General features: G+C 69.8%; 10 protein-coding genes. 8 read left to right on the top strand and 2 right to left on the bottom strand.

Translation table 11 applies throughout. From position 1 onward, the window contains the following. Window positions 1-7 precede the first annotated feature (7 nt). From JL100_RS26565 to JL100_RS26540, 6 genes are all read left to right on the top strand, one after another. Entirely contained in the window at window positions 8-1900 is a 1893-nt protein-coding gene (locus JL100_RS26565) for a DUF3483 domain-containing protein (RefSeq protein WP_202683579.1), read from the top strand. Then, window positions 1897-3126: an electron transfer flavoprotein subunit alpha/FixB family protein gene (locus JL100_RS26560; protein WP_202683580.1), complete on the top strand. Its 1230-nt coding sequence runs from the start codon at window positions 1897-1899 to the stop codon at window positions 3124-3126. The genes JL100_RS26565 and JL100_RS26560 overlap by 4 nt, the downstream gene beginning before the upstream one ends. Continuing rightward, on the top strand, window positions 3119-3907 hold the full coding sequence (locus JL100_RS26555; protein WP_202683581.1) for an electron transfer flavoprotein subunit beta: 789 nt from the start codon (window positions 3119-3121) through the stop codon (window positions 3905-3907). The genes JL100_RS26560 and JL100_RS26555 overlap by 8 nt, the downstream gene beginning before the upstream one ends. A 64-nt stretch (window positions 3908-3971) precedes the next feature. Further along, complete coding sequence (proV, locus tag JL100_RS26550) at window positions 3972-5306, top strand: glycine betaine/L-proline ABC transporter ATP-binding protein ProV (RefSeq protein ID WP_202683582.1); 1335 nt, start codon at window positions 3972-3974, stop codon at window positions 5304-5306. 4 nt (window positions 5307-5310) lie between these two features. Next, a complete protein-coding gene (locus JL100_RS26545) occupies window positions 5311-6219 on the top strand; it encodes an ABC transporter permease (protein WP_202683583.1) in 909 nt (302 codons plus the stop codon). Between the two features lie 45 nt (window positions 6220-6264). Next, the gene (locus JL100_RS26540; RefSeq protein WP_202683584.1) at window positions 6265-7161 is read left to right on the top strand and encodes a glycine betaine ABC transporter substrate-binding protein; all 897 of its coding nucleotides are present in this window, start codon (window positions 6265-6267) and stop codon (window positions 7159-7161) included. Window positions 7162-7232: 71 nt separating this feature from the next. On the opposite strand, the gene JL100_RS26535 is transcribed toward JL100_RS26540, so the two are convergent. After that, window positions 7233-8033 (bottom strand): aminotransferase class IV, encoded by an 801-nt coding sequence (locus JL100_RS26535; protein ID WP_202683585.1) that lies wholly within the window; start codon window positions 8031-8033, stop codon window positions 7233-7235. Next, window positions 8030-9400: an aminodeoxychorismate synthase component I gene (pabB, locus tag JL100_RS26530; protein WP_202683586.1), complete on the bottom strand. Its 1371-nt coding sequence runs from the start codon at window positions 9398-9400 to the stop codon at window positions 8030-8032. The genes JL100_RS26535 and pabB overlap by 4 nt, the downstream gene beginning before the upstream one ends. Window positions 9401-9523: 123 nt before the next feature. Here pabB and JL100_RS26525 point away from each other — a divergent pair, with 123 nt between their 5' ends. After that, entirely contained in the window at window positions 9524-10807 is a 1284-nt protein-coding gene (locus JL100_RS26525) for an aromatic ring-hydroxylating oxygenase subunit alpha (RefSeq protein WP_202683587.1), read from the top strand. Between the two features lie 21 nt (window positions 10808-10828). Then, window positions 10829-11977 carry a hybrid-cluster NAD(P)-dependent oxidoreductase gene (locus JL100_RS26520; protein ID WP_228420924.1) on the top strand — a complete coding sequence of 383 codons (1149 nt, stop codon included), beginning with the start codon at window positions 10829-10831 and terminating at the stop codon, window positions 11975-11977. The last annotated feature ends 54 nt before the right edge of the window (window positions 11978-12031 follow it).

Here is a 12031-nt window from a genome sequence, read left to right as displayed (position 1 = left end):
TGCCGGCATGATCGCGACGACGCTCTCCGCCATCGTCATCGCCACGCTGGCCGCCGGCCTGCTGCTGGCCCTGGTCCAGGCCCGGCGCTGGCGAGCCGGCCGCGCGGCCGACGTGGATATCGTCGCCGGGCTGAAGGCGCTGCCGCGCCGCTATCTGGTCGATGTCCACGAGGTCGTGGCGCGCAACAGCTTCAATTCCCGGTTCCACGCGCTGACGGCGGGGGGCTTCCTCGCCTCGCTGGTGCTGATCGTGGCGCTGGCGCTGCCACCCCTGCGGCACGGCGCGGTCTGGGGCCTGCTGAGCCTGGCGCTGGCGGCCATGCTGGCGGGCGGCCTGATGGTCGGCTGGCGCCGCCGGGTCGAGCGGCCGGCTGAACTGTCCGGCGGACGCTTCAGCCGGCTGCCCTTCGCGCTGCTGGCCTATGCCGCGGCCTTCCTGGCGGTGGCCCTGGACCAAGCCGCCGGGGGCGTCCTGCCGGGCTGGCTGGCCCTGGCGCTGGTCCTGGCCGGCGCCTGGGGCTGCGCCGAACTGGTGCTGGGCGTCTGGAAGGGACCCCTGAAGCACGCCGTCCACGGCGCGCTCCATCTGGTCGCCCATCCCCGGCCCCTGCGGTTCCGGGACGGTGCCGGCCGCGACAGCGCGATCCGGCCGCTCGACCTGGAGGCGCCGAGGCTGGGGGCCGAGCGACCCATGGACTTCGACTGGAACCGGCTGCTGGGATTCGACGCCTGCGTCCAATGCGGCCGGTGCGAGACGGCTTGCCCGGCCTATGCCGCCGGCCTGCCGCTGAACCCCAAGAAGCTGATCCAGGACCTGGTGACGGCGCTGGACGAGGATGGATCGGATCGGAACTATGCCGGCCACGGCCATCCCGGGCGCCCCGTCGGCAATGCCCATGGCGGTCCCGCCGAACCCGTCATCGGCCCGACGGTGCATCCCGACACCCTGTGGGCCTGCACCACCTGCCGCGCCTGCGTGCAGGAATGCCCGATGATGATCGAGCATGTGGACGCGGTGATCGACCTGCGCCGTTTCCAGACCCTGGAATTGGGCGCCACGCCGGGCAAGGCGGCCGGCATGCTGGAGGAGCTTCGGGCGACCGACAATCCGGGCGGACGGCCGCTGTCCCGGCGGCTGGACTGGGCGGTGGACCTGGACCTGCCGGTGCTGGCCGACAGGGGCGAGTGCGACGTGCTCCTGTGGCTGGGCGACGGGGCGTTCGAGCTGCGGACCCAGCGTTCCCTGAGGGCGCTGGTGAAGCTGCTCCGCCGCGCCGGGGTCGATTTCGCGGTGTTGGGGGCGGAAGAGCTGGACTGTGGCGACGTCGCCCGACGGCTCGGCGACGAGGCGACATTCCAGGATCTGGCACGGCGCAACGTCACCACGTTGCGCCGTTATCGTTTCGACCGCATCGTCACCGCCGACCCTCATGCCCTTCATGCGCTCCGCAACGAGTACCGGCCGTTCGGGCTCGACGTCCCGGTGATCCACCACACCGCCTTCCTGCTGGACCTGCTGCGGGACGGGCGGCTCAAGGCGGAGAGCCGGCTTTCGGACTCCGTGACATATCATGATCCCTGCTATCTCGGCCGCTACAACGGCGAGATCGACGCACCCAGGGCCCTGCTCGACGCGATCGGCGTGGCCCGCGTCGAGATGGAGCGCTCCGGCCTGCGGTCGAGCTGCTGCGGCGGCGGCGGCGGGGCGCCGCTGACCGACGTGGCGGGCGAGCGGCGCATCCCCGATGTCCGCATGGACCATGCCCGCGCGACCGGCGCCGCGACGGTGGCGGTGGCCTGTCCCAACTGCGCGCTGATGCTGGAAGGCGTGGTCGGACCGAGGCCGCAGGTCGCCGAGATCGCCGAGTTGGTCCTGGCCGCCACGGAGCCGCGGCCATGACCCGCAAGCGGCGCGATCCCCGGGCCGAACTGCTGGCCCTGACGGTGTCCGAACAGCCGCGCCGGCGCATCGCCCGGGGAGCCGCCCCGGCACCGGGCGGGCGGCGCCGCCGCGATCCCCGGGCGGAGCGCGCCGGGGCCGCCGTCCAGGTCGGAGCCCGCCGTCGCTTCGATTGGAGCGGCGCCGCCCTGGCCCATCCGGGGCAGCAGGGTCGCCTGCAGACCGCCGCCGCCGCCGGTCCTTCCGTCCGGATCATCGACGATCCGGCCTTCCTGGTGCTGGTCGTCCTGGACCAGCCCGACGGGCAGATGACCGACCATGACCGGCAGGTGATCGCCGCCGGGCGCATCCTCGCCGATGCCGGGGGAGGGGCGGTGGCGGCGCTCTCCGCCGGCCTCGACAGGGAGTCCGACCTGGGTGCCGCCGGTATCGATCGGGTTATGAAGGTTGACTTCGAACTATTTGCCGGCTATTGCCCGGAGCGACGCACCGCCCTGGTGCTCGCCGCGGTGGACAGTCTGAAGCCGCGACACGTGCTGTTTGCCGAGAGTGCTTCCGGCGGTGCCGATCTGGCGCGCCGCGTCGCGGCTGCTACCGGCGAACGGCTGTTTCCGGGTGTCCAGACACTGACACCGACCCAGGCGGGCCGGCGTGCCCGCGGCGGCTCATCGGAACTGAGCCGCGCCCCGGCGCGGCTGATGAGCATCGCTCCCGACGCCGTTCCGCCGCTCGACGATGTCCGCCACGAGGCGCGGCCGATCCCGGCACCGGTCCCGGACTTCCCGGCGTCGGCGGGTATCCGCTCCGCGCGCCTGCTGGAGACCGACCCCGACCGGCTGTCGCCGGCCGAGGCGGACTTCATCGTCAGCGCCGGCAACGGCCTGACCGACTGGGCTTCGTTCGCCGAGCTTGCGGAGGTGCTGGGAGCCACGCGCGGCGGCAGCCGCGTGGTCTGTGACTCCGGGCACCTGCCCCGGGACCGCCAGATCGGCGCGTCCGGCACCCTGGTGACGGCGCGCTGCTATTTCGCGTTGGGGATCGCGGGAGCGCCCCAGCATCTGCAAGGAATCACGGAGGTAAAGCACGTCATCGCCGTCAACACCGACCTTCACGCCGAGATGATCAAGCGCGCCGACCTCGCCATCGTGGCCGACGCGCAGGCGGTCATGCCGGCCCTGATCCGGCATGCGCGGGAACGCCGCCGCGAGCGGGGTGGCCATGGCTGACGATCGAATGATCGAGGTCGCCGTCCTGCTCTCCGCCGGCCGCCATCCGGCGTCGGGCCGCGCCCGGCGGGCGCCGCTAGACGCCCAGGCGCTGGAACTGGCGCTTCGGCTGGTCGAAACCGGCCATGCCGCCCGCGTCCACGCGCTCCATGCCGGCGACCCGTCGAACCCGGCGCTCCGCGACTATCTCGGCATGGGCCTGGACAGGCTGGAGGTGCTGGAACTGGCGTCCGGAGCCGACCCGGTCCCGGCCCTGGCGTCCCGGCTGCGGACGCTGGCGCCGGCGCTCGTCCTGGCCGGGGCGGTCGCCGAGGGTGGGGAAGACAGCGGCATGGTGCCTTATCTTATGGCAAGGTCGCTGGAACGTACGCTTGTTCCGGACGTTGTCGCGCTGGAACTTTCCGGTGACGGAGCCGATCTGACGCAGGCTCTGCCGCGCGGACGGCGCCGGCTGGTCGCCGCCGGGCTGCCCTTGGTCGCGACTTTGCATGGGTCGGCACCGGCGGCGCGCCAGAGCGCGTTCGCCCGCGCCCGACGCGGGAGCATCGACATCCTCCCCGCGGACGGCGCCGGCGACGCCTTCCTCGAGGACTGCGCCGTCCGGCCGTGGCGTGCCCGACCGAGGCTGATGGGCTCCCGGCGGGGCGGCACGGCGCTCGACCGCCTGAGGGCGGCGACCGAGACCCGGGCCGGCCAAGGCAGGCTGATGGTCCAGCCGTCGCCCGAAGACGCGGCGTCTGCGATCTACGAATGCCTGATCGAACAGGGAATAATTCGTTGAATGAAGTAAGTATGCGGGTACAGTTGCAGGTAACCGATGTAAAAACAGGGAAGAGGACCATGAGATGAAAGCAGCGTTCGAGGGCATAACGAGCAAAGACTCCGTTCAATCGGCTCCGCTGCGCTCATTTCCGGCGGCCACCGGGACTGCATCGGCGCCTGCGGCCGTACCCAGACCGGCCGGCGCCAAGTCCAAGGACGTCGCCGGCGACGTGCGGCTCGACGTCTCCAACGTCTACAAGATCTTCGCCGACGACCCGAAGCCGGCCCTCGACATGCTGAACGCGGGCGCCACCAAGGACGAGGTTTTCAAGAAGCTGGGCGTCACGGTGGGCGTCAAGGACGCCAGCTTCCAGGTCCGCAGCGGCGAGATCTTCGTGATCATGGGCCTGTCCGGATCGGGCAAGTCGACCATGATCCGGCTGCTCAACCGGCTGATCGAGCCGAGCGCCGGCAAGATCGTGTTCGACGGGCGCGACCTCGTGCAGATGTCCAAGAAGGAGCTGATCGGGGTCCGCCGCAAGGACATGAGCATGGTGTTCCAGTCCTTCGCGCTGATGCCCCACCTGACCGCGCTCGACAACGCCGCCTTCGGGCTGGAGATCGCCGGCGTGCCCAAGCAGAAGCGGCACGAGGCCGCCCTGGAGGCGCTGGAGCAGGTCGGCCTGGGGCAGTATGCCCAGCGCTATCCGCGCGAGATGTCGGGCGGCATGCAGCAGCGCGTCGGGCTTGCCCGGGCGCTCGCCAACAACCCGACCATCATGCTGATGGACGAGGCGTTCTCGGCCCTCGACCCGCTGATCCGGACCGAGATGCAGGACGAGCTGCTGCGCCTCCAGCGCGAGCACAAGCGGACCATCATCTTCATCTCCCACGACCTTGACGAGGCGATGCGGATCGGCGACCGGATCGCCATCATGGAGGGCGGCAGCATCGTCCAGATCGGCACCCCGTTCGAGATCCTGCGCAACCCGGCCGACGATTATGTCCGCTCCTTCTTCCGCAACGTGGACGTGTCGCGCGTGCTGCGCGCCGGCGACGTGGCGGACTTCCAGGAATCGACTTCCGTCGTCCGGACGCCGGGCGTGCTTCAGCCGGCACTGGACAAGCTGGCCGGGGGCAACCAGGAATACGGCTATGTCCACGACCAGGACCAGCGCTACCAGGGCACCGTGTCGCGCAGCTCGCTGGAGCGCGCGCTGGCGGCGGAGGACCAGCCCCGCTTCGTCCACGCCTTCCTGCCCGACGTCGATCCGATTTCGTCCGAGACGCCGCTGCACGAGGTGATGCGCACCGTCGCCTCGACCGAATGCCCCGTCCCCGTGGTGGACGGCGAGAACAAGCTGGTCGGCTCGATCTCGCCCTCGTCGCTGCTCAGAACCCTGGATCGGGAGGGCTGAACCGATGAACTTCGAGATCCCGCTCGACATCTGGGTCGAAGACCTCGTCAACTATATCCTGGACAATTTCCAGCCGTTCCTGGACGGCATCGCCGCCGTGGTGGACGGCTTCGGCGCCGCGATCGACGGGGCGCTGCTGGCCCTGCCGATCTGGCTGATGATCGTCCTGCTGACCGCCTTCTCCGGCTGGCGGGTCAGCCTGCGCTTCGGGCTGTTCACGCTGGTGGCCCTGCTGCTGATCGTCTCCATGGGCCTCTGGACCGAGACCATCTCGACCCTGGGCCTGGTGCTGGCGGCCACCATGCTCAGCCTGATCCTGGGCGTGCCGCTGGGCGTCTGGATGGCGCGGAGCAAGATTGTCGAGGGCATCTCCAAGACGACGCTGGACTTCATGCAGACCATGCCGGCCTTCGTGTATCTGATCCCGGCGGTCATGTTCTTCGGCCTGGGCCGGGTCCCCGGCATCATCGCCACCGTCATCTTCGCGATGCCGCCGGCGGTCCGCCTGACCGCGCTGGGCATCCAGCAGGTCCCGGTCGAGATCGTCGAGGCCGCCCGCGCCTTCGGCTGCACCGACCGTCAGTTGCTGTTCCGGGTGCAGCTTCCCAACGCCCGGCCGTCGATCATGGCGGGCATCAACCAGACCATGATGCTGGCGCTGTCGATGGTCGTGATCGCCTCGATGATCGGCGCCGGCGGCCTGGGCAACGTGGTACTTCAGGGCATCCAGCGGCTGGACATCGGGCTGGGCTTCAAGAGCGGCCTGGCGGTGGTGCTGCTCGCCATCATCCTGGACCGTATCACCCAGAGCTTCGGGGCCAAGGCGGCGGCACCCTCCAAGGGCCGCTTCGTGGTGCCGGCTTTCCTGCAACGGCTGATGCCGTCGCCGGCCCGTTCGAACCCGGCGCCTTGAGCGCCGGGACATAAACAAAACGATGATACAGGAGGCTGACAGAAAATGGGAATATTGTCCAGAGCTTTGAGCTTGGCCGCGGCCTCGACCGCCGCCGCCGTGATGGTGGCGACGCTTGCCGGTCCCGCGCAGGCCGCCGAGAAGAAGATCAATATCGGCTGGACCGCTTGGTCCGACGCCGAGGCAGTGACCAAGCTGGCGAAGAAGATCATGGAAGACCGGATGGGCTACACGGTCCAGCTGACCATGGCCGACATCGGCATCCAGTACCAGGGCATCGCGTCGGGCAACCTTGACGCCATGCTGATGTCGTGGCAGCCGCTGACCCACAAGCCGTACCTGGACAAGGTCGGGCAGGACGTGGACGATCTCGGCCCGATGTATACCCGCGCCAAGCTGGGCTGGGTGGTTCCGGCCTATATCCCGGAGTCCGAGCTGAAGAGCATCGAGGACCTGAGCAAGCCCGAGGTCAAGGAGAAGCTCGGCAGCAAGATCCAGGGCATCGATCCCGGCGCGGGGCTGATGCAGGCGTCCGAGACGGCGCTGAAGGATTATGGCCTGACGGACTATCAGCTGATCTCGGCCAGCGACGCGGCGATGCTCGCGGGAGTCGAGCGGGCGGAGCGACGCAAGGAGTGGATCGTCGCGACGAGCTGGAGCCCGCACTGGATGTTCGCCAAGCATGAGCTGCGCTACCTGGAGGATCCCAAGGGTTCGCTGGGCGGGCTGGAGAGCGTCAATAAGCTGGTCCGCAAGGGCTTCTACCAGGACCAGCCGGAGGCCTACGAGTTCCTGGGCCGCATGGTGCTGCCGCTGGCCGACGTCGAGGCGATCATGTTCGAGGCGCAGGGCAGCAGCTACGAGCAGGCGGTGGACAACTACATCAAGAACAATCCGGAGCGGATCGAATACTGGGTCACCGGCCAGATGAAGGCGGGCTGAGCGGTCCCTAACATCGATCGCTGAGTTCGAAACACCGTAGGTCGGCGTTCGCCCTGCGGGCGAACGCCGACCTACGCAAATCCGATCATGCGGGCCAGTTCGGAGGCTGCAGTGCGGCTCTCCAGCGGCCGGCCTTCCAGGGTGGCCAGCGGCCTGACGCCCAGGCTGTTGGTCACGGCGATCGCCGTGGCGTTCATCAGTTCCTCGACCGTGACGGGGCGCTCGGCTGCGGATAGCCGCTCGATCACAAGACCGCGCGCGATGCCGGGCAGCGCTCCCTCGCCGACAGGCGGAGTCACCAGCACGCCATCGATCACGGCGAAGACGTTGCCGACGGTGGCCTCGGCCAGCCGACCACGGGTGTTCAGTATCAGCGCATCATCGGCGCCGCGGTCGGCCGCCTCGCGCCGGGCCAGGATGCCGTCGAGATAGTTCAGGCTCTTGAGTCGGGAGAGCGGCGACAGCTCGTTCCGGCAGGTCGAGCGGGCGATCACCGCGCGGGCCGGCGCCGGGGACGGGGAGGCCGGAGCCGCCGTCGCCAGCAGCGTCGGCCGAGGCGTGTCGGGCGGCAGCAGGCCGCGCGGCGCCGGTCCCCGCGTCAGTGTCAGCCGCACCGCGGCCTCCGACAATCCCGTCTCCGCCAGCACGGAGGCGATCCCGGCGGCGATCTCCGGCGCTTCCATCGGCAGCGGGATGCCCAGCTCAGCCGCACCGCCGGCCAGCCTTGCCAAATGGCGATCCAGGTGGCAGGGCCGCCCGTCCGCCACGCGGATCGTCTCGAACAGCCCGTCGCCCAGCGTGAAGCCCCGGTCGGCCGGGTCGATCCGCGCCTCCCCCGCCGGGACCAGGGCGCCGTTCAGCCAGACCTTCATTCCCTTCTCCATTCAGGATCCGCCGCCCGCAGCAGCGGCGTGATCTTCACCAGCATCTCCTCGTACTCCCGCGCCGGGTCGCTGTCGGAGACGATGCCGCCGCCGGCATGGGCGGCGATGCGGTCCGGCGTCACCATCAGGGTGCGGATCAGGATGCTGCTGTCCATGGCGCCGTCGAACCCGATCCAGGCCAGCGCGCCGCAATAGGGACCGCGTCGGCAGGCCTCCAGCTCGTCGATGATCTCCATGGCGCGGATCTTCGGCGCGCCGGTGACCGATCCGCCGGGGAAGGTGGCGCGCAGCAGGCCGACCGGGCCGACGCCGGGGCGCAGGTCCGCCTCCACCACCGAAACCAGGTGATGGACGCTGGCGAAGCTCTCCAGCGCGTACAGGCTGGGCACCGTGACGCTGCCGGTCAGGGCGACCCTGCCCAGGTCGTTGCGCATCAGGTCCACGATCATCAGGTTCTCGGCGCGGTCCTTGGCGCTGGCGGCGAGGGTGCGGGCGTTGCGCGAATCCTCCTCGGCCGTGGTGCCGCGCGGCAGGGTGCCCTTGATCGGCCGGGTCTCGACATGGCCATCGGCCGACAGCTTCAGGAACCGTTCCGGCGACGCGCTCGCAAGCGCCAGCCTCGGGCCGCAGGCGGCGTAGGCCGCGAACGGCGCGGGGCTTAGATCGCGCAGGCGCCGGTAGAGGTCGAAGCCGCCCAGCGCCGCCGGCCGGCCGGCGGTGAAGCGGCCGGTGAAGTTCGCCTGGAAGATGTCGCCGGCCCGGATATAGTCCAGCACCCGGCCGACCCGCCGCTCATATTCGGTCCGCGTCAGCTCCGCCCGCCACGGCCCGGCGGAAGGGGGCGGCTCCGCCGGGGCGGGAGGTGTGGATTCCAGGCGGGCGGCGACCGCGTCCAGCTTTCCGGTCCCGCCGGTCCCGCCGACCGAGGTGATCCAGCAGCGCCGCTCCCGGTGGTCGAAGGCGACGATCACGTCGTAGAGGCCGACCGCCATGTCCGGGAGGCCGAGGTCGTCGCCGTGGCGGCAGGGCAGGCGCTCCAGGTGCCGGCCCAGGCCATAGCCCAGGAATCCCGCTGCCCCGCCGCACCAGGGCGCCGGTCCCGCGCCGGGAGCCACCGGGGTCCGCCCCAGTTCGGCCTCCAGCGCGGCGAAGGGATCGCCCGCCGCCGGCAGCCCGTCCACCGCGACGCCGCCCGGGCCGGCCAGGATCGTTCGGAAGGGCTCGACCGCCAGGTAGCTCCACCGGCTGCGGGCATCCCCGTCCGCGGCGCTGTCGAACAGCACCGCGAAGGGGTCCGACGCCCAGGGGGCGAAGGCCGGGAGGGGGTCGCGCCAGGGGATCTCTCGGATGATCATGGTCTCGGGCGATGTCGCGCTTTGAGAGATAAATGACGCATTTGCGGAGGCTGGACCAGTCCGTCCGTCGCACCATCGGCTTCGGGCGGGACGAGCGCCCGATTGCCGCGGGAGAGCCCTTGAATGTCGACGATGGTTGCATCCTCTTTGGAAAGCCTGCTCCGGCGCCGCAAGCCGGGCTATAGCCTGGAAGCGCCGTTCTATACCAGCGGCGAGATCTTCGAAGCGGACCTCGACATCATCTTCCGGCGGCACTGGATCTATGTGGGCGTCGAGCCCGACGTTCCGGAGCCGGGCGACTGCATGGTGGTGGACATCGGCACTGCCTCGGTCATCATCGCCCGCGATGACGACATGGGCCTGCGGGCCTTCCACAATGTCTGCCGGCACCGGGGCGCCCGGCTGGTGCTGGACGAGAAGACGACGGTCGGCAACATCGTCTGCCGCTACCATCAGTGGACCTACGGCCTGGACGGCTCGCTGCTGTTCGCCGAGCATATGGGGCCGGGCTTCGACACGGCCTGCCACGGCCTGAAGAAGGTCCACCTGCGCAACGTCGCCGGCCTGATCTTCATCTGCCTGGCCGCCGAGCCGCCCGCCGACATCGAGGACATGGCGCGCGACCTGGAGCCCTATATCGCACCCCACGACATTACCAACACCAAGGTGGTGCAGCAGATCGACCTGGTCGAGGAGGGCAACTGGAAGCTCACGATGGAGAACAACCGTGAATGCTACCACTGCTCGGTCAACCATCCCGAACTGACCATCCCGCTGTTCGCCTATGGCTTCGGCTATGCGCCGGACGAGGTGGACGATGTCGGCCGCGAACAGATCGCCCGCTACGACGGGCTGGTGCGCGACCTGGAGGCCCGGTGCGAGGCTCGGGGCATCGGCGCGCGGGAGATCGACCACCTGGACGACCGGGTGACCGGCTACCGCGCCCAGCGCCTGCCGATCGACCAGCACGGCGAGTCCCAGACCATGAACACGCAGGTGGCCTGCAAGAAGCTGCTGGGCGGGTTGAACGACGCCAAGCTCGGCGGGCTGTCGGTCTGGACCCAGCCGAACTCCTGGCATCATTTCATGAGCGACCACATCGTGACCTTCTCGGTGCTGCCGCTGAGCCCGGAGCGCACGCTGCTGCGCACCAAGTGGCTGGTCCACAAGGACGCGGTCGAGGGCGTGGACTACGACCTGCGCAACCTGATCTCGGTCTGGGCCGCGACCAACAACCAGGACGGCGAACTGGTCGGCTATGCCCAGTCGGGTGCCCGCAGCCCGGCCTACGAGCCGGGCCCCTATTCGGTCCATACCGAGATGCTGGTCGAGAAATTCACCAACTGGTATGTCGGCCGCATGTCGGCCCATAACGCCGCCCGCGCTGCGGGCGACGGCGCACGCTGAGCGGAAGGCAGGAAACCGGTGATGCTGATGACCGACGCACCTGTTCTGGAGATTTCCGCGGAAGACGCCCTGGCGTCCCAGGTCACCCGGGAACTGCCGGGCTGGAACCCGGAGATCGACGACGTCCTGGTCTGCCGCCAGGTCCGGGACGAGACCCATGACGTCAGGACCTTCGTCTTCTCGGCGCGGGAGCCGCGCCTGTTCCGCTACAAGCCCGGCCAGTTCATCACCCTGGACCTGCCGATCGGCGGGCAGGTGATCAACCGCTGCTACACGATCTCCTCCGCGCCGACGCGCGGCCACCTGATCTCGATCACGGTCAAGCGGGTGCCGGGCGGGGTCGTTTCCAACTGGCTGCACGACACCCTGAAGCCGGGGATGGAGCTGCGCGCGGTCGGCCCGCTGGGCGACTTCACCACGATCGACCATCCGGCGCCGAAATTCCTGTTCCTGTCCGGCGGCAGCGGAATCACGCCGCTGATGTCGATGGCGCGCACGTACCACGACCTTGCCCAGGACCGGGACATCGTGTTCGTCCACAGCGCCCGCAGCCCGGCCGACATCATCTTCCGGACCGAACTGGACCTGATGGCCCGCAACCTGCCCCGGTTCTCGACCGCCTATGTGTGCGAGACGACGGACACCGAGCGCGCCTGGAGCGGCTTCCGGGGCCGGCTGACCCTGCCGATGCTGCGGCTGATCGCGCCCGACCTGGAGGAACGCACCGTCTTCACCTGCGGTCCCGCGCCCTACATGGCGGCGGTGCGGGCGATGCTGGCCGAGGCCGGCTTCGACATGCGGCGCTACCACGAGGAGAGCTTCGACTTCGCGGCCCTGGCCGAGGCCCAGCCGGACGCGGCGGCGGCTTCTGCTGTGGTGCCGGTGCCGCCGCCGGCAGCGGTCGCGCGCACCTTCCGGGTGGAGTTCGCCAAGACCGGGCGGGTGATCGAATGCGATGCCGGGACGTCCATCCTGAGCGCCGCGCGGATGGCGGGCATGCGCCTGCCGTCCTCCTGCACCAAGGGACTGTGCGGCACCTGCAAGAGCAAGCTGGTCGCCGGCACCGTGGACATGAAGCACGGCGGCGGCATCCGCCAGCGCGAGATCGACGCGGGGCAGGTGCTGCTGTGCTGCTCCAAGCCGACCAGCGACGTGGTGGTGGACCGGTAGGCGGGGATTCGGTCGGCGGGGCGGGTGTTGATGACCCCCCGGGGTAAGGCCGCA

Origin of the sequence: Skermanella mucosa (genome assembly GCF_016765655.2) — a bacterium.
GTDB lineage: Bacteria > Pseudomonadota > Alphaproteobacteria > Azospirillales > Azospirillaceae > Skermanella > Skermanella mucosa.
Note: the sequence above shows the minus strand (reverse complement) of the source record. Positions and strands in the feature narration are given on the sequence as shown.